The 19,854-nt window shown below is 72.3% G+C and carries 21 protein-coding genes; 11 read left to right on the forward strand and 10 right to left on the reverse strand.

Annotation, left to right across the window (positions count from 1 at the left end):
• Nucleotides 1-22: 22 nt before the first annotated feature.
• The 4 genes from AC0B61_RS24750 to AC0B61_RS24765 form a co-directional block, all read right to left on the reverse strand.
• Nucleotides 23-1,549: a M1 family metallopeptidase gene (locus AC0B61_RS24750; RefSeq protein WP_471742922.1), complete on the reverse strand. Its 1,527-nt coding sequence runs from the start codon at nt 1,547-1,549 to the stop codon at nt 23-25.
• A 190-nt stretch (nt 1,550-1,739) separates the two neighbouring features.
• On the reverse strand, nt 1,740-2,612 hold the full coding sequence (locus tag AC0B61_RS24755; RefSeq protein WP_471742923.1) for a sulfurtransferase: 873 nt from the start codon (nt 2,610-2,612) through the stop codon (nt 1,740-1,742).
• Between the two features lie 278 nt (nt 2,613-2,890).
• The gene (locus AC0B61_RS24760) at nt 2,891-3,217 is read right to left on the reverse strand and encodes a hypothetical protein (protein ID WP_471742924.1); all 327 of its coding nucleotides are present in this window, start codon (nt 3,215-3,217) and stop codon (nt 2,891-2,893) included.
• A 168-nt stretch (nt 3,218-3,385) separates the two neighbouring features.
• Nucleotides 3,386-4,321, reverse strand: coding sequence for a polysaccharide deacetylase family protein (locus AC0B61_RS24765; protein ID WP_471742925.1), 936 nt, complete (start codon nt 4,319-4,321; stop codon nt 3,386-3,388).
• A gap of 263 nt (nt 4,322-4,584) precedes the next feature.
• Between AC0B61_RS24765 and AC0B61_RS24770 the strand changes: the two genes are divergently transcribed.
• Nucleotides 4,585-5,445 carry an SAM-dependent methyltransferase gene (locus AC0B61_RS24770; RefSeq protein ID WP_471742926.1) on the forward strand — a complete coding sequence of 287 codons (861 nt, stop codon included), beginning with the start codon at nt 4,585-4,587 and terminating at the stop codon, nt 5,443-5,445.
• An 83-nt stretch (nt 5,446-5,528) separates the two neighbouring features.
• Here the strand turns inward: AC0B61_RS24770 and AC0B61_RS24775 are convergent, their stop codons facing one another.
• Nucleotides 5,529-6,398: an Fpg/Nei family DNA glycosylase gene (locus AC0B61_RS24775; RefSeq protein ID WP_471742927.1), complete on the reverse strand. Its 870-nt coding sequence runs from the start codon at nt 6,396-6,398 to the stop codon at nt 5,529-5,531.
• A gap of 98 nt (nt 6,399-6,496) precedes the next feature.
• On the opposite strand from AC0B61_RS24775, the gene AC0B61_RS24780 reads away from it, so the two are divergent.
• The 5 genes from AC0B61_RS24780 to AC0B61_RS24800 all read left to right on the forward strand — a co-directional run bounded on the left by AC0B61_RS24780 (nt 6,497) and on the right by AC0B61_RS24800 (nt 9,906).
• Nucleotides 6,497-6,970 (forward strand): SRPBCC family protein, encoded by a 474-nt coding sequence (locus AC0B61_RS24780; protein WP_471742928.1) that lies wholly within the window; start codon nt 6,497-6,499, stop codon nt 6,968-6,970.
• 98 nt (nt 6,971-7,068) lie between these two features.
• Nucleotides 7,069-7,728: a hypothetical protein gene (locus tag AC0B61_RS24785; RefSeq protein ID WP_471742929.1), complete on the forward strand. Its 660-nt coding sequence runs from the start codon at nt 7,069-7,071 to the stop codon at nt 7,726-7,728.
• A gap of 129 nt (nt 7,729-7,857) precedes the next feature.
• Complete coding sequence (locus AC0B61_RS24790; protein ID WP_471742930.1) at nt 7,858-8,646, forward strand: DsbA family protein; 789 nt, start codon at nt 7,858-7,860, stop codon at nt 8,644-8,646.
• Complete coding sequence (locus AC0B61_RS24795) at nt 8,643-9,260, forward strand: vitamin K epoxide reductase family protein (RefSeq protein WP_471742931.1); 618 nt, start codon at nt 8,643-8,645, stop codon at nt 9,258-9,260. Before AC0B61_RS24790 ends, AC0B61_RS24795 begins: the two co-directional genes overlap by 4 nt.
• A gap of 85 nt (nt 9,261-9,345) precedes the next feature.
• The gene (locus tag AC0B61_RS24800) at nt 9,346-9,906 is read left to right on the forward strand and encodes a dihydrofolate reductase family protein (RefSeq protein WP_471742932.1); all 561 of its coding nucleotides are present in this window, start codon (nt 9,346-9,348) and stop codon (nt 9,904-9,906) included.
• A 79-nt stretch (nt 9,907-9,985) separates the two neighbouring features.
• Here AC0B61_RS24800 and AC0B61_RS24805 read toward each other — a convergent pair whose 3' ends face one another.
• The 3 genes from AC0B61_RS24805 to AC0B61_RS24815 are packed head-to-tail and all read right to left on the reverse strand — an operon-like array spanning nt 9,986 to nt 12,966.
• The gene (locus AC0B61_RS24805; RefSeq protein ID WP_471742933.1) at nt 9,986-10,969 is read right to left on the reverse strand and encodes an adenosine deaminase; all 984 of its coding nucleotides are present in this window, start codon (nt 10,967-10,969) and stop codon (nt 9,986-9,988) included.
• 60 nt (nt 10,970-11,029) lie between these two features.
• On the reverse strand, nt 11,030-12,355 hold the full coding sequence (locus tag AC0B61_RS24810) for an MFS transporter (protein ID WP_471742934.1): 1,326 nt from the start codon (nt 12,353-12,355) through the stop codon (nt 11,030-11,032).
• Complete coding sequence (locus AC0B61_RS24815) at nt 12,352-12,966, reverse strand: ArsR/SmtB family transcription factor (protein WP_471742935.1); 615 nt, start codon at nt 12,964-12,966, stop codon at nt 12,352-12,354. The genes AC0B61_RS24810 and AC0B61_RS24815 overlap by 4 nt, the downstream gene beginning before the upstream one ends.
• Nucleotides 12,967-13,109: 143 nt before the next feature.
• Between AC0B61_RS24815 and AC0B61_RS24820 the strand changes: the two genes are divergently transcribed.
• Both AC0B61_RS24820 and AC0B61_RS24825 read left to right on the forward strand, forming a co-directional pair.
• Nucleotides 13,110-13,391 carry a DUF6158 family protein gene (locus AC0B61_RS24820; RefSeq protein ID WP_051711280.1) on the forward strand — a complete coding sequence of 94 codons (282 nt, stop codon included), beginning with the start codon at nt 13,110-13,112 and terminating at the stop codon, nt 13,389-13,391.
• A gap of 135 nt (nt 13,392-13,526) precedes the next feature.
• Nucleotides 13,527-14,915, forward strand: coding sequence for an NADP-dependent succinic semialdehyde dehydrogenase (locus AC0B61_RS24825; protein WP_471742936.1), 1,389 nt, complete (start codon nt 13,527-13,529; stop codon nt 14,913-14,915).
• A gap of 33 nt (nt 14,916-14,948) precedes the next feature.
• Here the strand turns inward: AC0B61_RS24825 and AC0B61_RS24830 are convergent, their stop codons facing one another.
• Nucleotides 14,949-15,230 carry a hypothetical protein gene (locus AC0B61_RS24830; RefSeq protein WP_471742937.1) on the reverse strand — a complete coding sequence of 94 codons (282 nt, stop codon included), beginning with the start codon at nt 15,228-15,230 and terminating at the stop codon, nt 14,949-14,951.
• 52 nt (nt 15,231-15,282) lie between these two features.
• Nucleotides 15,283-16,317, reverse strand: coding sequence for a non-homologous end joining protein Ku (gene ku / locus AC0B61_RS24835; RefSeq protein WP_471742938.1), 1,035 nt, complete (start codon nt 16,315-16,317; stop codon nt 15,283-15,285).
• Nucleotides 16,318-16,506: 189 nt separating this feature from the next.
• Here ku and AC0B61_RS24840 point away from each other — a divergent pair, with 189 nt between their 5' ends.
• The 3 genes from AC0B61_RS24840 to AC0B61_RS24850 all read left to right on the forward strand — a co-directional run bounded on the left by AC0B61_RS24840 (nt 16,507) and on the right by AC0B61_RS24850 (nt 19,713).
• Entirely contained in the window at nt 16,507-16,740 is a 234-nt protein-coding gene (locus tag AC0B61_RS24840; RefSeq protein ID WP_471742939.1) for a hypothetical protein, read from the forward strand.
• Nucleotides 16,741-16,957: 217 nt separating this feature from the next.
• Complete coding sequence (locus AC0B61_RS24845; protein WP_471742940.1) at nt 16,958-18,394, forward strand: amino acid permease; 1,437 nt, start codon at nt 16,958-16,960, stop codon at nt 18,392-18,394.
• A gap of 635 nt (nt 18,395-19,029) precedes the next feature.
• The gene (locus AC0B61_RS24850) at nt 19,030-19,713 is read left to right on the forward strand and encodes an aggregation-promoting factor C-terminal-like domain-containing protein (RefSeq protein ID WP_471742941.1); all 684 of its coding nucleotides are present in this window, start codon (nt 19,030-19,032) and stop codon (nt 19,711-19,713) included.
• Nucleotides 19,714-19,854 lie beyond the last annotated feature (141 nt).

Below are 19,854 nucleotides of genomic sequence, written 5' to 3' on the forward strand. Positions count from 1 at the left end.
CATCAGTGCTCAGCGCCTGGCGTCAGTGCCCGGCGTCGTGCAGGGAGTTGGTCTCCTGGATCTTCTTCCAGGACTTCGGCTCCACCAGCACCTGCCCATCAGCCTGCCCCGCGCCCGGTGCCAGCGAGGCGACAGCCGGAGCGCCCGCCGGGACCGGCCCGGCGGCCGGCTTCGCGGCGGTGAACAGCCAGGTGTCGAAGAGCCCGCCGAGCTTCTGGCCGGAGACCTTCTCGGCGTACGCCTGGAACTCCGGGATGGTGGCGTTGCCGTAGCGGCGCTCGGTCGGCCAGCCCTTGATGATGCGGAAGAACTTCTCGTCCCCGACGGCGTTGCGCAGCGCCTGGATGGCCACCGCGCCCCGGTCGTACACGGCGCCCGCGAACTGGTTGTCGGCGCCCGGGTCGCCCGGCTTGACGGTCCAGAACGGGTCGTCGGCCGGGTGCGAGGCGTAGACGTAGTCGGCCAGTTCCTGGGCGGTGCCCTCGTTCTCGTGCTCGGACCAGAGGAACTGCGCGTACCGGGCGAAGCCTTCGTTCAGCCAGATGTCGCTCCAGCGCGAGAGCGAGACGCTGTCGCCGTACCACTGGTGGGCCAACTCGTGCACGACCACCGAGGTGTTGGAGCCCTTCGCGAACTGCCGGGGGCTGTAGAAGACCCGGGTCTGGGTCTCCAGCGCGAAGCCGGTCGTGACGTTGGGGACGTAGCCGCCGACCGAGCTGAACGGGTAGTCGCCGAAGTAGCCGCTCAGCCAGTCGACCAGTTCGCCGGTGCGCTCGACGCTGGCCTTGGCCGCGTCCGCGTTGTCGCCGAGGTCCTTGCTGTACGCGTTGTAGACCGGCAGTCCGCTGGGCGTGGTGTCCGTGGTGACGTCGAACTTGCCGACCGCGAGGGTGGCCAGATAGGTCGCCTGGGGCTTGGTCTCGCGCCAGCTGTAGCGGGTCCAGCCGGCCTGGGAGGCGGTGCCGGCCAGGATGCCGTTGCTGATGACCTGGTTGCCGTCCGGCACCAGCACCGAGACGTCGAAGGTGGCCTTGTCGCTCGGGTGGTCGTTGCTCGGGAACCACCACCACGCCGACTCGGGCTCGCCGGCCGCCACCGCACCGTCCGGGGTGCGCAGCCAGGCGGTGAAGCCGTACTTCTTCACCGTGGACGGCACGCCCTTGTAACGGACCACCACGGTGGCCTGGCTGCCCTTGGCGAGCGGCCGGGCGGGGGTGATCTGCAACTCCTGCTCGCCGCTGGTGGTGAAGGTCGCGGGCCGCCCGTTGACCCGGACCTCCGAGACGTTCAGCGCGAAGTCGAGGTTGAACCGGGAGAGGTCCTGGGTCGCCGTGGCGAGGATGGTGGTGGTGCCTTCGAGTTCGTCGGTGGCGGGCTGGTACTTCAGCCGGATGTCGTAGTGCGAGACGCGGTAGCCGCCGTTGCCGTAGGTCGGGTAGTAGGAGTCGCCCACCCCGGCTGCGCCGGGTTGGAAGTCGGATGCCGAGGCGGGGACGGCCAGGAACAGGCTCAGGGCGCTGGCAGCGGAGACGATCAGTCTCTTGCGCACGTGGTCCTCCAGGATCACCGGAACGATGGGTCGGATCGATCCTTGTCCCGGTGGTCCCCGGTCCACTCCCATATTGTGAGATGTTCATGAAAAGAAACGCGCCGAAATGACGTCGTCGCAACGGTGCCGCGACGCCGTCACACCACCCCACCCGTCACGCCCATCACGCAGGCCACGCAGGCCCCGCCCCTCAGGTCCCGAGCACCACCGGCGCCCGCACCAGCGAGCCGTACTCCGTCCACGAGCCGTCGTAGTTCTTGACGTGCGGGTACCCCAGCAACTCGGTGAGCGCGAACCAGGTGTGCGCGGACCGCTCGCCGATCCGGCAGTAGGCGATCACCTCGCGCTCCGCCTCCACGCCCTTGCCCTCGTACAGCGCCCGCAGCTCCTCCGCCGAGCGGAACGATCCGTCGTCGTTGGCCGTCTGCGACCAGGGGATGTTGACCGCCCCCGGGATGTGCCCGGGCACCTGCGCCTGCTCCTGCGGCAGGTGCGGCGGTGCGATCAGCTCACCCCGGAACTCGGCGGGCGAGCGGACGTCCACCAGCACCGCGTCCGCCCCGGGCTTGGCGAACACTTCGGCCTTGGCCAGCACCTCGTCCCGCAGCGCCCGCAGCTCCGGCCGCTCGGGCCCGCTCAGCCGGTAGGCGGTGTGCTGGTAGTCCATCACCTCCTGGGTGAGCTCGCGCCCCTCCAGCTCCCACTTCTTGCGCCCGCCGTCCAGCAGCCGGACCGGCCCGAAGCCGCGCAGCCGCAGCAGCCAGTAGGCGTACGCCGCGAACCAGTTGTTGTTGCCGCCGTACAGCACCACGGTGGTGTCGTCCTCGACCCCGGCCGCCCGCAGCAGGTGCTGGACGCCCTCCCGGTCGACGTAGTCGCGGCCGACCCGGCTGTGCAGGTCGGTGGTCCAGTTCCAGCCGACCGCGCGGGGGATGTGGTCCCGGTCGTACGCGGTGGTGTCCTCGTCCACCTCGACGACCCGGACCGTCCCGTCGTCCAGGTGGTGGGCCAGCCATCCGGTGCCGACCAGCGTCTCGGGGTGTGCGTAGCCGTTGCCGCTCATCCCGCGCCCTCCTTCACTCCGCCCAGGGCGGTACGGACCGGGCCTCCGGGCGCACACGCACCGGCGCACCGCGAACGGGCCGGACACTTCGAACGTACGTCGCCCACCGCGCCCGGGCCACCCCGGGCCGCCCGTGGCCATCCCTCGCCACCCCGGGCCGGGTGCCGCGCCCCCGGCCCCGACGCCGCGAGCGCCCCAACAGGCGAGCGGCCCGGCGATCGGTCACACCGATCACCGGGCCCCCCGGGCGTGAAACGGTTCCGTCGGCCTCAGGGGACTCAGGAGAAGACGACGGAGCGCAGCTTCAGCCGGTCGCCGAGCTTCTTGCCGGGGTTCATCACGTAGAAGACGTCACCGTCGCAGTCGAAGTCGAGGAAGACCGTGGCCGTCGAGCCGGTGAGGTTCTCCGGCGCGAAGGCGGGGTCCTTCTCGGTGGCCCCGAACAGGTTGACGCACTTGCCGCTCTCCGGGTCGGCCATCCCGGCCGGAATGCCCTTGCCGACCTTGTAGAGGAAGTCGCCGGTGGCGGCGTTCGCGGAGACCGGGGTGGCGAGGACGAGGGCGGCGGCGCTGGCGACGGCGAGGACTGTGTTGCGGAGACGCATGAGTGAGGGCCTTTCAGATGGCACCGGGGCGGTACCGGTATGAAGTGGTGCGATATCACCCTAGAAGCCCAAAATCCGCAGAAACGGTTCTCCCAATCCACTCGTCCGGGTGGTTTAGACGGAAAAGCCATGACCTCGCGGCCGCTCACGAGACCGCGCTCACCGCTCTCAGTTCGGCGGGGCCGTGAAGAAGTACCCCGAGTCGATGAGCACCGGCAGGTACGTCTTCAGCGCGGCCACCGTCTGCGACCGGTCCCCGCCGCCGTCGTGGTTGAGCACGATCGACCCGGGCCGGACGTCCTTGAGGATCCGGTCGGTGATCACCGAGGTCCCCGGCCGGGCCCAGTCCCTCGGGTCCACCGACCAGCCCATGTTCCGCATCCCGAGCTCGGCGGCCACCTTGAGCGACACCGGGGACCAGTCCCCGCCCGGCGCGCGGAACCAGGCGGGCAGCCGGCCGGTGGTCCGGTGCAGCAGGTCCGAGGTGCGCTCCAGTTCGTCCCGCACCTTGGTGTCGGACAGGTGCCGCAGGTCCGGGTGGGTCCAGGTGTGGTTGGCGATGTGGTGGCCGTGGTCGGCGATCTCCCGCACCAGCTCCGGGTGCTCGACGGCGTTCTCGCCGATCAGGAAGAAGGTCGCCCGGATCCCGTGCTGCTGGAGCAGCGTCAGCACGGTGGGGGTGTACCGGGGGTCCGGCCCGTCGTCGATGGTGAGCGCCACCACCCGCCGCGCCGCGTCCAGCTCGTACACCGGCTTGCTCTCCGCCTCGGTGAGCACCTTGTGCACGGGCACCGCGGTCGGCGCGGCGGCCGAGGGGGAGGCGCCTGCGGGGGCGGCGGCCGAGGGGGAACCGGACGGCGGCGCCGGCGAGAGCGTCGCGGACGGAGCGGTCGCCGCGCCGGCGGCGGACGTGGCCGGCGCGGCGCCCGGCGCGCCCTCGGGCCCGGCCTGCGCCACCGGGAGGGCGCTTTCGGTCACGCCCGCCTCGACGTCGCCCTCCCCGCCGCTCCAGGGGCTCCGGCAACCGGTGGCCGCCCCCAGCAGGGACATCCCGGCCGCGACCAGCAGCAATCTTCGCGAAGTAATCTGACGATCTGACAGCATGGAGAATGCTTCCCCCGGCCGTCACCGCCACTCCCCGGCGGCAACTCCGACGGACCCGATCACCACTCCGACGGCCCAAGACCGACCGTGCGCCCACCGCGCTTCCAGGGTCGCCCACCGCATTTCCAGGCCCGTCCACCGCGCCTCCCAGACCCTTCCGTCGACCTCCCGCCGACCTTCCCCGCCCGGACGCCCGGCCTCCCGACCGGACCGCTACGCTGTGCCTTCGCCAGTGTGATGATCTGCCATCAGAGGACGTGGCCATGACGACAAGTCAGGACTCCCCCCAGCCGGGCCCGCAGGACGACGACGCCACCGAGCCCACCCAGTGGGAACGTTTCGGCGTCGACACCACCACCCCGCACTCGGCCCGTGTGTACGACTACTGGCTGGGCGGCAAGACCAACTTCCCGCCGGACCGCGCCATGGGGCAGGCCATCGAGCAGGCCGTGCCGAGCATCAAGGAGATGGCCAAGGCCAACCGCGCCTTCCAGGGCCGGGCCGTCCGCCACCTGGCCCGGGAGCACGGCATCCGCCAGTTCCTCGACCTCGGCACCGGCATCCCCACCTCGCCCAACACCCACGAGATCGCCGAGGCCGTCAGCCCCGGCACCCGGGTCGTCTACGTCGACAACGACCCGATCGTGCTCGCCCACGCCCGCGCCCTGATGGTCTCCAGCCCGGCCAGCCGCACCACCTACATCCACGCCGACCTGCGCAAGCCCGAGGAGCTGTTCGCCGACCCGGCGCTCACCTCCACCCTCGACCTCACCCAGCCGGTCGGCCTGCTGATGATCGCCGTGCTGATGCTGATCGCCGACGAGGACGACCCGTGGGGCCGGGTCGCCGCGCTGCGCGACGCCCTGCCCGCCGGGAGCTGCATCGCCCTGACCACCCCCACCCCGGACTTCGACCCGGAGGCCGTCGGCAAGGTCGCCGAGGCCGCCCGGGCCGGGGGGATGACCCTGGTGCCGCGCGGCTACGACGACGTGGTCCGGTTCTTCGACGGCTGGGAGCTGGTCGAACCGGGCGTCGCCCCGGTCCTGGCCTGGCGCCCGGACGGCGAACTCCCGGCCGACCCGAAGGCCGCGTACTACTGGGGCGGTGTCGCCATCAAGCGCTGAGCCGCCGCGTCACTGAGCCGCCGGGCCGGTGGCGGGCGCGGCTCCAGCTGGCCCCGCTCCCACCAGCCCCGCTCCGACCGGCCTCACTTCAGCAGCCGCGACATCCGCCGGTCCGCCAGCGGCTTGCCGCCGGTCTGGCAGGTCGGGCAGTACTGCAGCGAGGAGTCGGCGAAGGACACCTCCCGCACTGTGTCCCCGCAGACCGGACAGGGCTGACCGGTCCGGCCGTGCACCCGCAGCCCGATCTTCTTCTCCGCCTTCAGCTCCCCCGCCGCCAGCCCGCGCGAGCGCTCCACCGCGTCGCGCAGCGTGCTGCCGAGTGCGTCGTACAGCCGCGCCGTCTCCTCCTCGGTCAGGCCGGACGCCAGTTTGTACGGCGACATCCGGGCCACGTGCAGCACCTCGTCCGAGTAGGCGTTGCCGACGCCCGCCAGCACGCTCTGGTCCCGGAGCACGCCCTTGATCCGGCGCCGATCGTTCCGCAGCAGGGCGGCGAAGTCGTCCAGGGCGAAGTCCGGGTCCAGCGGGTCGGGGCCGAGCCTGGCGACGCCCGGCACCTCGGCCGGGTCCGCCACCACATAGACGGCGAGCCCCTTCTTCGTGCCGGCCTCGGTGAGGTCGAAGCCGTCTCCGGCCTCGCCGTCCAGGCGCAGCCGCAGTGCCAGCGGGTTCTTCGGGCCGGGGCGCGGCGGCTCGGTGGGCAGGCTGTCCTTCCAGCGCAGCCAGCCGGCCCGGGCCAGGTGCACCACCAGGTGCAGCCCGTCGGCCTCGATGTCCAGGAACTTGCCGCGCCTGGTCACCGGGCCGACCGTGCGCCCTTCCAGCGCCGTCACCGGCGGGTCGTACGTCTTCAGTGCGCTGATCGCCACCGGCTGCACGCGGGCGATCACGCGCCCGGTCAGCCGCTCGGACAGGAAGGCGCTCAACGCCTCGACCTCGGGCAGCTCCGGCATGCGCCCAGTCTCCCCCACCCCGCCGCCGGCCGCCTGCCGCCCCTTTGCCCACCCCCACCCCGAAGCGCAGGCTGGAACGGAGGAGGTGCCGCCCCGCCATGAGCACCCTTGAGGAACAGATCGACATCACCGCCCCCGTCCTCGCCGCCTGGGAGCAGCTTCACCGCGTGCACGAGTACCCCCAATTCGTCGACGGCGTGCGCAGCGCCCAGCCGCACGGGCGCAACCTCGCCCACCTCGGGGTGGAGGTCGACGGCACCGAGCGCTCGGTCGACACCGAGATCACCGACCGGGGCCGGGGGCGGGTGATGGCCTGGCGGACGTTGGACTCCCTCCGGCTGAGCGGTGCTTTCGCGCTGCTGCCGCTCGACGCCCGGCACACCCGGCTGCAGATCCGGGTGGAATACGACCCGGACGCCGTGCACCAGGTGTTCGGCGGGCCGCGTGGCTTCGCCCAGGCCGGGGCGATCGAGCGGACGGTCCGCGAGGACCTGCAGCACTTCCGGGAGCTGGTCGAGGCCCGGGTGAGCGCGGCCGACCACCACCCACCGGCGGGCGAAGCCGACCGATAAGGAGCGGATAAGACCAGCTCAGCGCGGGTGGTGAGGCTGTTCACAGCGCCCCGCCGACCCGACCGTTCCACTTTCAACCTGTGGCAGACTCGGATGCCATGGACATCGGCCCGGTCACCAGGACGCTCCGCGCGGCGGTCTTCGCCGCGCTGGTCGTGCTGCTCGCCGGGCTCGGCCAGGTGCTGGTCACCGGCCGCACACTGCCGGTCGGCACGATGCTCCTGGCGTCGGCCGCCGTGTTCGCGGCGGCCTTCATGCTCGCCGGCCGCGAGCACGGGTACCCGGCGATCGCCGCGGTGTTCCTGCCGCTGCAGCTGGGCGCCGGCGCGCTGTTCGACGTCGCCCAGTCCGCCTGCCCGTCCCTGCCGCCCGGCGCCGGGCACGGTCTCCAGCCGCTGCTGTGCGGCGGCGGTTCGCTCGGCGGTTTCCTGCTCGGCCACGGTGTCTCCCAGCAGACCGGTGTGCTGCTGCTCGCCCTGCTGCACGCGGTGATCGCGCTGGTCGGCGCGTACTGGCTGCACCGGGCGGACGCCGCGCTGGCGGGCCTCGCCCGGGCCGTCCGGACGCTGGGCGAGTTCCTGCACCGCCACCTCCCGGCCGCGGCCCGCTGGCTGCTGCTGCTCGCCGCACCCGTCCCGGCCCGCCCGGTGGTGCGGGTGCCGTTCCCCCGGGCCAGTCGAGTGCTGGTCCCCGCCGAGGACGTCGTCGTCCGTCCGGCTGTCCGGCGCGGTCCGCCGGTGTTCGCCCCGGCCGTCTGAGCCCCTCGCCGCCCGCGCCACCCGCGCCTGCGCCCCGTCGGCCAGCCCGGTCCTCTCCCTGCCCGCGCAGGCCCCGTCCCCCGGGCCGCGCCTGCCTTCCGCACGTTCGAGAGCACAGGACGACACCCCATGAGCAACACCCGCAAGACCGACCAGGCCTCCGCCACCGAGCGCATGCGCACCGCCCGGGCCCAGGCCCAGCGCTCCGACCGGATCCGCCGCCGGATCGTGGTCGGCGCCGCCTCCGCCGCCGTGCTCGCCCTCGCCGCGGGCGTGGCCTTCGCCGTCGGCGGCTCGTCCGGTTCCGGCTCGGGCGCCGCCGCGAGCGGCCCGCTGGTCGTTCCGGCCAACGCGAGCGGCGGCGGCACGGTGGTCACCTACGGCAAGGGCGACGCCCCGCACACCCTGGAGGTCTTCGAGGACTTCCGCTGCCCGTTCTGCGAGCAGCTGGAGACCACCACCGGCACGGCCGTCCAGCAGCTCGCCGACGGCGGCACGTACAAGATCGAGTACCACCTGGCGACGTTCCTGGACAAGAACCTGGGCGGCAGGGGTTCGCGCACCGCGCTGGCCGCGGCCGGCGCCGCGCTGAACGAGGGCGTGGACAAGTTCAAGCAGTTCCACGACGTGCTGTACGCCAACCAGCCCGACGAGCGCAGCGACGCCTTCGGCGACGTCAACCACCTGCTGGACCTGGCCGGCCAGGTGCCCGGTCTGAAGACCGACGCCTTCGTCAAGGCCGTCCAGAACGGCACCTACGCGCCGTGGGCGGCCAAGGTCGACGAGGAGTTCGGGAAGAGCGACGTGACCGGCACCCCGACCGTCAAGCTGGACGGCAGGAAGCTGGACGTCCTCTCCAACGGCAAGGCCGTCTCGCCCGAGCAGTTCACCGCGATGGTCAAGCAGGTGACCGGGTGACGGCCGCCGGCCCGGCCGCGCGGACCCACGGCGCGAGCCGCCCGTTCGCCTGGCTGCTGCTGATCGGCGGCGCGGTCGGCCTGTTCGCCTCGGCGGTCCTCACGCTGGACAAGCTCCGGCTGTTGAAGGACCCGTCGTACGTCCCCAGCTGCAACATCAATCCGATCATCAGCTGTGGCTCGATCATGCGCAGCGACCAGGCGGAGGCCTTCGGCTTCCCCAACTCGCTGATCGGGCTGGTCGCCTTCGGGGTGGTCGTCGCGGTCGGCGCCGGGCTGCTCGCCGGGGCTTCGTACCGGCGCTGGTTCTGGCTCGGCCTGCAGGCCGGGACGGTCTTCGGGATCGGCTTCGTGAGCTGGCTGATGTACCAGGCGCTCTACCGGATCGGCGCGCTCTGCCCGTACTGCATGGTGGTGTGGGCCACGGTGATCCCGCTGTTCTGGTACACCACGCTGCACAACCTGCGCTCCTGCGTGATCCCGGTGGGCCCGCGCCTGCGGGTGGTCGTCCGGGAGGTGGCCCGCTACCACTGGGTCGTCCCGGCCCTGGGGTACGCGGTCGTCGCGCTGTTGGTCCTCAACCGGTTCTGGTACTACTGGAGCACCCTGATCTGATCCCCGTCCGCCGCCCCCGCCCGATACCGGGGGCGGCGGCCCCTCTCCGGTGAGGTCGTCGATGCGACGCAGGATCGTCCTCTTCATGTCCGTGTCCCTGGACGGCTACTTCGAGGGCCCGGACCACGACCTCGGCTGGAACCTCGTCGACGACGAAGTGCACTCCGCCATCAACCGCGAGCTCGCCCGAATGGGTGGATTCCTCTCCGGCCGGCGCACCCACGAACTGATGGCCGCGTACTGGCCCACCGCCGACCAGGACCCGGCCGCAGCCCCGACGGTCGTGGAGTTCGCCGGCATCTGGCGCGCGATGCCGAAGACCGTCTTCTCCCGCACCCTCGACCACGCCGACTGGAGCACCGGCGTCGTCCGCGAGGTCACCCCCGCGTCGGTCGCCGCCCTCGCCGACGGGCCCGGCGGAGACCTCGCCCTCGGCGGCGCGGACCTGGCCGCGTCCTTCCTCGCCCAGGACCTGATCGACGAGTTCCACCTCCTCGTCCACCCCGTCGTCCTCGGCCGCGGCACCCTCCTCTTCCGCCCGACCGACCACCCCGTCCCCCTCACCGTGAAGAGGATCCACCGCTTCACGAACGGCGTGACGCTGCTCCACTACGCACGCGGCGGTCCGTCACCCCTCGACGGGTGACGGACCGCCCGGCGCGCATGTCCGCACGCATGTCCGCGCGCGTGCCCGCGAATCTGCCGGCGTCCCGCGGGTCTGCCGGTCAGAAGGCGAACGCCTCGACCTCCGCCAGGAGTTCGGCCCGGCGCTGCTCGCTGATGAACGAGGCGCGGAAGGAGTTGGCGGCCAGGAGGCGCAGGGTCTCCTGGTCGAGGCCGAGGGCCGCGTGGACGGCGCGGAAGTTGTCCTCCACGTAGCCGCCGAAGTACGCCGGGTCGTCGGAGTTGACGGTGACCAGCAGCCCGGCGTCCAGCATCTCGCGCAGCGGGTGGTCGGCGAGCGTGTCGATGCAGCGCAGGCGGACGTTGGAGAGCGGGCAGAGGGTCAGCGGGACCTGCTCGCGGACCAGGCGGGCGACCAGTTCGCCGTCCTCCAGGCACCGCAGCCCGTGGTCGATCCGCTCCACGCCGAGGACGTCCAGCGCCTCGGTGATGTACGACGGCGGGCCCTCCTCGCCCGCGTGGGCGACCCGCCGCAGCCCGGCCTCGGCGGCCCGCCGGTACACCTCGCGGAACTTCGCCGGCGGGTTGCCGACCTCGGCCGAGTCCAGGCCGATGCCCGCGATCCGGTCGAAGTACGGGCGGGCGGCCTCGAAGGTCTCCAGCGCGGACTCGGCCGTCTCGTCCCGCAGGAAGCACATGATCAGCTGGGTGCTGATGCCGTACCGCTCCTCGCTGCGCGACAGCGCCCGGGTCAGCCCGTCCACCACGACGTTCAGCGGCACTCCGCGCGCGGTGTGCGCCTGCGGGTCGAAGAAGATCTCGGCGTGCCGGACGCCCTGGTCGGCGGCGCGTGCCAGGTAGGCGTCGGCGAGGTCGGCGAAGTCGTCCTCGGTGCGCAGCACGGCCATCAGGGCGTAGTAGAGGTCCAGGAAGGACTGCAGGTCACTGAAGGAGTACGCGGTGCGCAGTTCCTCGGTGTCGGCGTAGGGCAGCGAGACCCCGTTGCGGGCGGCGAGTTCGAAGGCGAGTTCGGGCTCCAGGGTGCCTTCGATGTGGAGGTGGAGTTCGGCCTTGGGAAGCGGCATGTGCGATCTGTCCGAGCGGTAGCGGGAGGAACCGGGAGGTACGGTACGGAAGGATTCATCCTACGATCTTGCCGATCCCCGGGGTGCCGTGGGCAGGTCCCGGAGGGTGCGCAACGGCGAGAACAGCGGCAGCGTGCCGGACAGCGTGAGCAGACCGGTCATCACCCACATCGTCGCCCGCAGACCGATCACCGCGCCCAGTGCGCCGCCGGTCAGGGCGCCGAGCGGAATGGTGGCGTGGACGGCGAACATCGAGCCCGCCGTCACCCGGGTGAGCAGTCCGGGCGGGGTGTAGGACTGCCGGAAGCTGCCGAGCACGATGTTGCAGAGCACCACCGCCGCGACGACGGCGAGCGACCCGACCACGTACAGCGCCGTCCCGGCGCCCGGCCCGGCCAGCGGCATCAGCAGCCCGAACGGCACGACGGCGAGCAGCACGATCCGTACCCCGCGCGCCGTCCCGAACCGGCGGCACAGCGGGCGGGCCGCCAGCGCACCGAGCACGCCGCCGACCGCGGCGGCGGAGGCGAGGGCGCCGACCCAGCCCGGGGCGATCCCGGCCTCCCGGACCAGGAACAGCGCGAGGATCGACTGGTAGCCCATGAGCGCGAAGTTCGCGGCCGCGCCGAAGCACAGGAAGGCGCGCAGGTACGGGTCGCGCAGCAGGAAGGCCAGACCCTCCCGGATCTGCCCGCGCACGGCCGCCTGCCCGCGCGTGTCGGCCTGCTCGCGCGCGGCCGTCTGCTCCAGGGGCGTCGGCTCCGGCCGGGCGCGGATCCGCAGCAGGGCGCCGGCCGCGATCAGGAAGCTCACCGCGTCTATGAGCAATCCGGCTGCCGCGCCGACGAGTTGGACGGTCATACCGGCCAGGCCGCGCCCGGCGACCTCGGCCGCCGAGCCGCCGCCCGACAGTTTCGCGTTGCCCTCGATCAGGTCGTCCGCCGCCACCAGCTCGGGCAGGTACGCCTGGTCGGCGGCGTCGAAGAACACCGAGCAGACCCCGCTGAGGAAGGCCACGGCCAGCAGTTGCGCGAGGGTGAGCGCGCCGAGCCGGGCCGCCAGCGGCACGCTCGCGAACAGCACGGCGGAGCCGAGGTTGCAGCCGATCATCACGGCCCGCCGGGGCACCCGCCCGACCCACACCCCGGCCGGCAGGCCGAACAGCAGCCACGGCAGCCAGATCGCACTGGTCAGCAGGCCGCCGGCGAGCGGCCCGGCGTCCAGGGCGAGCACCGCGACGAGCGGCAGCGCGACGGTGGTGACGCTGCTGCCCAGCCGGCTGACGGTCTGCCCCGCCCACAGCAGCCGGAAGTCCCGTTGGGCGAACAGGCCCCAGCGGGGCCGGACTTCGGGACTTTCGGGCGACCGGGCGAGAGTGGCGGTCACGGCTTGGCCGGGACGCTGTGGGCGAAGGCGAGGACGGTCTCGCGGTCCCGCCCGTCCTCGGGCACCGGCCGGTGCGCCCACTTCTGGATCACCTCGTGCAGGTCCGCCGCCAGCTCCCGGGCCTCCTCGGGGGTCAGCCGCAGCCAGGTCTGGGTGGCCACCGAGCAGCCGTCCCGCCAGTCGGGCCCGTACCCGACGCGCCGCGCGGACCACTCACGGACCAGCTCGACCTGGCGTTCCAGCAGGATCGATCCGGCCGCGTCCGCGACCGCCTCGGTGACCGGGTCGCCGTCGAAGTCGGCCCTGGTCCAGCTGAGTTCGCGATCGGCCAGCCGCCACCAGTGCTCCCGCCGGTCCCGGGCGAGCTCGGGCGCCTCCTCGATCAGTCCGCTTTCGGCCAGCACCTTCAGGTGGTGGCTGACGTTGCCGACGGCCTGCTCGGTGCGCCCGGCGAGCTTCCCGACCGTGGCCGGGCCCTCGACCTTGAGCAGGTCGAGCAGCCGGCGGCGCAGCGCATGGGTGAGGGCGGCGAGCACCCGGGAGTCCTGGATCTCCCGGGCGCCGCGCGGACGGTCCGTGGTGTCGGCCCTGCGGCTCGTCGTGTCGTCCATGGCGGAAGAATATCAACAAGAGCTCTTGTACGACAGTTCTTTCACAACCTCCCTTGTCCAATGCCTCCTCGCCCGAACGGGGTGTACCGCCGCCGGACACCGGGCACCCGGATAGCAGGGGGATCCGCCGAGGAGGTACCGAGATGCGGCATGCCGACGCCACACACATCCGGCCCGAGGGCATCTCCCCGCACGCTCTGGGCAACGACACGCTCCTGCACGAACTGGAGCAGCTGCACCGCACGCGCCACGAGACGTTCCTGTACGGCTCGGAGGAGGCGTTGAAGCGGCACACGCTGCGAACCGGTCAACTGGAGGCCGAATACCTGCACCGCTTCCCCACCCGTCAGGTGACCGCCGGGCGGACCAGGGCCGGCGCCCGGGCCCGGGAGGCGGCGGCCCGGGTGGAGTCACTGCCGGAGTGACGGAGCCGACGTGACTGACGCGGGCACCGCTGTCCGGCGGGACACGCCGGACAGCGGTGGCGTGCCCGGGGCCGGGCCGTCGGGGAGGGTGTGAGGGCAGACGCACCGGACCCAAGACCCCCTCGGGAGCCCCGCATGCCCATCGCCAGCGTCAATCCCGCGACCGGCGAGACCCTGGAGACCTTCGAACCGCTCGACGCGGACGGCATCGAGCAGCGGCTGGCCCGCGCCGACGCCGCCTTCCACAGCTACCGCACCACCCCGCTCGCCACCCGCGCCGGGCTGATGCGCCGCGCCGCCGACCTGCTGGACGAGGGCCTGGAGGCGGTCGCCCGCACCATGACCGAGGAGATGGGCAAGCCGCTGGCCGCCGCCCGGGCCGAGGCCGCCAAGTGCGCGAAGGCGATGCGCTGGTACGCGGACCACGCCGAGGAACTGCTCGCCGACGAGTACCCGGCGCCGGACGACGTCTCCGACTCCGGCGCCGCCCGCGCCTACGTCCGCTACCGCCCGCTCGGGCCGGTACTGGCCGTGATGCCGTGGAACTTCCCGTTCTGGCAGGTGATCCGGTTCGCCGCGCCGGCCCTGATGGCGGGCAACGTCGGCCTGCTCAAGCACGCGTCCAACGTGCCGCGCACGGCGATGGCGCTCGAGGACCTGTTCCGGCGGGCCGGCTTCCCGGAGGGCTGCTTCCAGACCCTGCTGATCGGCTCGGGCGCGGTCGAGGACGTGATCCGGGACCGCCGGGTCGCCGCGGTCACCCTCACCGGCAGCGAGCCGGCCGGACGGGCGGTCGCGTCCACCGCGGCGGACGAGGTCAAGAAGGCCGTGCTGGAGCTGGGCGGCAGCGACCCGTACGTCGTGCTGCCGAGCGCCGACCTGGACGCGGCGGTGCGCACCGCCGTCCGCGCGCGGGTGCAGAACAACGGCCAGTCCTGCATCGCCGCCAAGCGCTTCATCGTGCACGCCGACGTCTACGACCGCTTCACCGCCGGCTTCACCGAGGCGATGAGCGCGCTGCGGGTCGGCGACCCGATGGACGACGCCACCGATGTCGGCCCGCTGGCCAGCCGCCAGGGCCGGGACGACCTGGAGGAGCTCGTCGAGGACGCCCGCACCCACGGCGCCCGGGTGGAGTGCGGCGGCGGGCGCCCTGAGGGCTGGGACACCGGCTGGTTCTACGAGCCGACGGTGCTGACCGGCATCACTCCGGCGATGCGGATCCACCAGGAGGAGACCTTCGGCCCGGTCGCCACCGTCTACCGGGTCGCCGACCTGGACGAGGCGGTGGCTCTCGCCAACGACACCCCGTTCGGCCTCAGCGCCAACGTGTGGACCACGGACGAGGGCGAGCAGGAGCGCTTCGTGCGCGACATCCAGGCGGGCGGCGTGTTCTTCAACGGGATGACCGCCTCCCACCCGGCGCTGCCCTTCGGCGGCGTCAAGCGCTCCGGCTTCGGGCGGGAGCTGTCCGGGCACGGGATCCGGGAGTTCTGCAACGTCACCACGGTGTGGATCGGCTGAGCACTCCCGGCCCGTCGCTCACCTCCGCCGGGGTCAGGCCGCCATCCGGTGCCTGCCCCGGCCGGGGGTCATCCAGCGGGCGATCACCCCGACCATGGCGAGGACCGTCAGGCCCCAGAAGATCGCCATCACCACCAGCATCGGCAGCAGGTTCACCTGGGTGGCGATCATGCCGAGGCCGACCGAGAGCGCGATCATGAACGTCACGACCGTCGGGCTGAGGGTGAGCAGCCAGCTCCAGGCCCGGTGCCCGAGGCTCGGGTCGCTCGGGGCGTCGGGGCCGGTTTCGAGTTCCTTGTAGGTCAGCAGGTCCATCGGGGTCGCCTCCAATGCTGGACGGGAGAGGAAAGCCTGGCCCTGGGAGGGGTCAGGAGGCCTTGCGCGGAGCCGCGGACTTCCGAGTGGTGGTCTTCTTCGCCGACGAGGTCTTCGAAGCAGTCTTCGAGTCAGTCTTGGAGTCGGTCTTCGAGTCAGCCTTGGAGTCAGCCTTGGAACCGGCCTTCGACGCGGTCTTCTTGGCGGTCGCGGTGCTCTTCTTCGCCGGGGCGCGCTTGCGCGGCGCGGGCTCCTCCTCCGAATCCTCCTCCGGCTCCGCCTCGTCCTTCGCCGCGCCTCCCGGCCCCCGCCCGCCCTTGGCCTGCTTGAGGCTGCTGCGCAGCGCCTCCATCAGGTCGATGACGTTGTCCGGCGCCTCGCCGGACTCCTCCTCGTGCGGGATCTCGACGCCCTCCAGCCGCGCGGTGATCACCTGCTGCAGCGCCTGCTGGTAGTCGTCGTGCAGCTGGGACAGGTCGAAGTCCTCGGAGAGGGTGTCCATCAGCGACCGCGCCATCTTGAGCTCCTGCGGCCGGACGGTGACGTCGTCCTCGGGCGCGATCCCGGCCGCCGGGCGGACCTCGTCGGGCCAGATGCAGGTCTGCAGCACCAGCGTGTTGTCGTGCACCCGCAGCACCGCTGGCGACTCCCGGGTGCGCAGCGCGATCTTGGTGACGGCGATCTGCCCGGACTCGGTGAGCGCGTCGCGCAGCAGCGCGTACGGCTTGGCGGCAGCCTTGTCGGCGACGCCCACGTAGTAGGCCTTGGAGAACATCAGCGGGTCGATCTCGCTCTCGTCGACGAAGGCGAGCACGTCGATGATCTTCTTGCTGGGCAGCGGCAGGTCGGCGAGGTCTCCGTCGCTGAGCGTGACGGTCCGCCCGTCGGGGGACTCGTAGCCCTTGGCGATCTCCGCGTACGGGACTTCCTTCTCCTCCCGCTCGCAGTACCGCTTCATCCGCACCCGGCCGCCGTCCTTGGCGTGCACCTGGTGCAGCGGGACGTCGTGCTCCTGGGTCGCGGAGTAGAGGTGGACGGGGATGCTGACCAGCCCGAAGCTGATCGTCCCCTTCCAGGTGGTCTGCATGGGGTCGCTCCTGACCGGCGCCGGGAACGGACCGCGCCGAGAACGCTCGGGGATGCTCCGAGAAATGCCCCGAGAATCCCACTGTGCCCGGATTTGCCCTGATCGGCCACACCGCGCCGACGACGGGACGACGACCGGACGGCACCGGGCCGACGACGGGCCGACAATGAGCCGAGGAGGTCGATGCGGATGACCGTCACACAGCGACCCGGCCACGTCCCACCACCGGACCGCACGACGTACCGGGTGACCTACCGGGCCTTCGGGGAGGTGCGCGAGGACGAGGTCACGGTGGTGCCCGGGTACTCGCGGGAGAGCGACATCCCGCGGATCCTGGCCGCCCGGCTCACCGGCCGCCCGCCGGGGCGGGAGCCCGGGATCGTCGTGCTCGGCCTGCGGGAGCTCCGACCCCCTCCGGGCTGACGATGCGTCAGATCTGAGCTTTCCGGCGCCCCGGTTCGCGTCGGCCCACCCCCTGTGACCTGGCCTTTTACGTCCGGTGAGCGAACAGTTATCAAAGGCTTGTTCCGATACCCGGGCGTAGAAGTTAGGTTGCACCGCAATGCGCGGGTCTGTCCCCCCACCCTGTGGCGCGACGAGCCGAGGGTCGCCGCGCTGGAAAGGCACAGGGCACCCCTTGATGAGTGCGAACACCACCAAGTCGACGGCAGCCGACCCGGCTCCCCACGAGGCCGGGCCGCACGGACACGGCGACGGCCACCTGAAGGCCGGGCTCAAGAACCGCCACCTGTCGATGATCGCCATCGGCGGCGTGATCGGCGCCGGTCTGTTCGTCGGTTCCGGCGCGGGCATCGCGTCCACCGGCCCGGGCATCCTGCTCTCCTACACCCTGGCCGGCGTGCTGGTCGTGCTGGTGATGCGGATGCTCGGCGAGATGGCCGCGGCCGACCCGCAGAGCGGCTCGTTCTCGGCGTACGCGGACCGCGCGCTGGGCCGCTGGGCCGGGTTCAGCATCGGCTGGCTGTACTGGTTCTTCTGGGTCGTGGTGCTCGCGGTCGAGGCGACGGCCGGCGCGAAGATCCTCAACAACTGGGTGCCCGGCGTGCCGCAGTGGGGCTGGGCGCTGATAGTGATGGCGGTGCTGACCGCCACCAACCTCTTCTCGGTGGCCTCCTACGGCGAGTTCGAGTTCTGGTTCGCCGGGATCAAGGTGGTCGCGATCGCCGCGTTCCTGGTGATCGGCACCCTCGCCGCCTTCGGTCTGATGCCCGGCACCCACGCGGTCGGCGCCGAGAACCTGACCGGCCACGGCGGCTTCCTGCCGCACGGGGTGGGCGCCGTGTTCACCGGCATGCTCACCGTGGTCTTCGCCTTCATGGGCAGCGAGATCGTCACCCTGGCGGCCGGCGAGTCGGAGGACCCGGAGAAGGCGGTCTCCAAGGCCACCAACAGCGTGATCTGGCGCATCGGCATCTTCTACCTGGGCTCGATCCTGCTCGTGGTCACCCTGCTGCCGTGGGACTCCGCCGCGGTCAAGGAGAGCCCGTACGTCGCCGTGCTGAACCACGTGGGCATCGCGCACGCGGGCCAGGTGATGAACGTGATCGTGCTGACCGCGGTGCTCTCCTGCCTCAACTCCGGGATGTACACGGCCTCCCGGATGGCCTTCTCGCTCGGCCAGCGCGGCGACGCCCCGAAGGTCTTCGCGACGGTGACCTCGCGCGGCGTGCCCCGGGTGGCCATCCTCTCCTCGGTGGTCTTCGGCTTCGTCGCCGTCTTCTTCAACTACACCTCGCCGGACACCGTGTTCGCCTTCCTGCTCAACTCCTCCGGCGCCGTCGCGCTCTTCGTCTGGCTGGTGATCTGCTTCTCCCAGCTGCGCATGCGCCGGATCATCGAGCGGGAGATGCCCGAGCGGCTGACCGTACGGATGTGGCTGTACCCGTACCTCACCTGGACGGCGATCGGCATGATCGGGTTCGTGGTGGCGTACATGTTCACCGACGCCGACGGGCGCAAGCAGATGTACCTGTCGCTGGTCGCCGCGGCGATCGTGCTGGTGGCCTCGGCCGTGGTGGGCCGACGGCGGCGGGCCGCGGTGGCGGTGGAATCCTGATCCGTCCGCACCGTGCGGGAACGCCGGGCCCGGGAGCCGTTGCGGAGGCTCCCGGGCCCGGTGCCGTCTCCGGCCCGCCCCACCCCCCGGAGCGGTGACCGTCCGGTCACGCTGCGCCGATGCCGCGCCGCCTGATGTGTGAGGCCGCCCACAGGGGATTCGGCATCTACGACCCCCGCTAGTGGACGGGCGCGGCGCGCGCCCCCGCCGACCGCCGTCGGCTCGCGCCGTCCGGGCTCGGTCCGACCGCGCCCGGCCTGAAGAACGCAGGCCACCGCGCCTGTCACCCTGGCGTTCCTCCGGTGCCAGACGACGAATCTTCCAGGTGTGCAATTCGGGCAAATGCCCTTTAACTCACCGGCAGGTCCGCCCTCAGCCGCCCCATAGCCACTACGCGGCGTAGTAGCGACCGGCTTTGCCACCCGTCCCGGGCCCTGCCAAGAATGGCCCGTCGCCAGGCAGCGCGGCCCAGCCGGTCCAGCCGGTCCGCCGCGCAGCCCGCCCGCCCCGCCGCTTCCGCGGGGCGCCACGGCCGTCCCGGACGGCCGCGCGGGCCCCGCCCACCCGGAGCCCGCGCGACGCCCCCGTGCCCGGCACACCGGCGCGGGCCCCGACGGAGAAGGAACGCCCGCTTCATGCAGCTCAGCCATGCCCGCCGCAACTCCCTGATCACCGGCATCGCCACCCTCGTGGTCGCGAGCGCCGCCACCGCCGCCCTCGCCATCCCGCAGGCCGGGAACGCCGTCGACGCCGCCGCCCCCGCGGCCGCCGTCTCGGTGGACGGCAAGCCGGCTGCCGACCAGGCCCAGGCTGACACCGCTGCCGCTGACCAGCAGGCCGCCCAGGGCGCTCAGGACGCCCAGGCCAGGACCGCGGCGGAGGCCGCCGCCCAGGCGCAGGCCCAGGCCCAGGCCCAGGCCCAGGCCGAAGCCGAGGCGAAGGCCCAGGCGGACGCCAAGGCCAAGGCCGACGCGGACGCCGCCGCCTCCCGCTCCCAGGAGCGCCCGAGCCTCGACAGCGCGCCGGCCTACTCCGGCACCCCGCAGCAGATCGCCGCCCAGATCGTCCCGGCCGGCCAGCTGCAGTGCTTCAGCAACATCGTGTCCCACGAGAGCACCTGGAACCCGCTGGCCGTCAACGCCTCCTCCGGCGCCTACGGCCTGGTCCAGGCCCTGCCGGGCTCCAAGATGGCCTCCGCGGGCGCCGACTGGCGCACCAACCCTGCCACCCAGATCAAGTGGGGCCTGAACTACATGAACACCCGCTACGGCAGCCCCTGCGCCGCGTGGTCGTTCTGGCAGACGCACCACTGGTACTGAGCCGACCCCACCCGATCGGCGCCCCCGGGGCCCGCGACGCACCTCCGCGTCGCGGGCCCCGGCCCGTTCCGGCCCGGGCCCCCTTCCGGGCTCCGGTTCCGACCCCCTGCCGGCCACCGGCCTGGCGTGGACGCGTCCGGA

The organism is Kitasatospora sp. NPDC023385, from assembly GCF_055664045.1.

Excerpts from the sequence above, each read along its gene's own strand:
- AC0B61_RS24755 (WP_471742923.1), bottom strand. The coding sequence starts at position 2,612 with ATGAGCGGCAACGGCTACGCACACCCCGAGACGCTGGTCGGCACCGGA.
- AC0B61_RS24760 (WP_471742924.1), bottom strand. The coding sequence starts at position 3,217 with ATGCGTCTCCGCAACACAGTCCTCGCCGTCGCCAGCGCCGCCGCCCTC.
- AC0B61_RS24765 (WP_471742925.1), bottom strand. The coding sequence starts at position 4,321 with ATGCTGTCAGATCGTCAGATTACTTCGCGAAGATTGCTGCTGGTCGCG.
- AC0B61_RS24770 (WP_471742926.1), top strand. The coding sequence starts at position 4,585 with ATGACGACAAGTCAGGACTCCCCCCAGCCGGGCCCGCAGGACGACGAC.
- AC0B61_RS24775 (WP_471742927.1), bottom strand. The coding sequence starts at position 6,398 with ATGCCGGAGCTGCCCGAGGTCGAGGCGTTGAGCGCCTTCCTGTCCGAG.
- AC0B61_RS24780 (WP_471742928.1), top strand. The coding sequence starts at position 6,497 with ATGAGCACCCTTGAGGAACAGATCGACATCACCGCCCCCGTCCTCGCC.
- AC0B61_RS24785 (WP_471742929.1), top strand. The coding sequence starts at position 7,069 with ATGGACATCGGCCCGGTCACCAGGACGCTCCGCGCGGCGGTCTTCGCC.
- AC0B61_RS24790 (WP_471742930.1), top strand. The coding sequence starts at position 7,858 with ATGAGCAACACCCGCAAGACCGACCAGGCCTCCGCCACCGAGCGCATG.
- AC0B61_RS24800 (WP_471742932.1), top strand. The coding sequence starts at position 9,346 with ATGTCCGTGTCCCTGGACGGCTACTTCGAGGGCCCGGACCACGACCTC.
- AC0B61_RS24805 (WP_471742933.1), bottom strand. The coding sequence starts at position 10,969 with ATGCCGCTTCCCAAGGCCGAACTCCACCTCCACATCGAAGGCACCCTG.
- AC0B61_RS24815 (WP_471742935.1), bottom strand. The coding sequence starts at position 12,966 with ATGGACGACACGACGAGCCGCAGGGCCGACACCACGGACCGTCCGCGC.
- AC0B61_RS24820 (WP_051711280.1), top strand. The coding sequence starts at position 13,110 with ATGCGGCATGCCGACGCCACACACATCCGGCCCGAGGGCATCTCCCCG.
- AC0B61_RS24825 (WP_471742936.1), top strand. The coding sequence starts at position 13,527 with ATGCCCATCGCCAGCGTCAATCCCGCGACCGGCGAGACCCTGGAGACC.
- AC0B61_RS24830 (WP_471742937.1), bottom strand. The coding sequence starts at position 15,230 with ATGGACCTGCTGACCTACAAGGAACTCGAAACCGGCCCCGACGCCCCG.
- ku (WP_471742938.1), bottom strand. The coding sequence starts at position 16,317 with ATGCAGACCACCTGGAAGGGGACGATCAGCTTCGGGCTGGTCAGCATC.
- AC0B61_RS24840 (WP_471742939.1), top strand. The coding sequence starts at position 16,507 with ATGACCGTCACACAGCGACCCGGCCACGTCCCACCACCGGACCGCACG.
- AC0B61_RS24845 (WP_471742940.1), top strand. The coding sequence starts at position 16,958 with ATGAGTGCGAACACCACCAAGTCGACGGCAGCCGACCCGGCTCCCCAC.
- AC0B61_RS24850 (WP_471742941.1), top strand. The coding sequence starts at position 19,030 with ATGCAGCTCAGCCATGCCCGCCGCAACTCCCTGATCACCGGCATCGCC.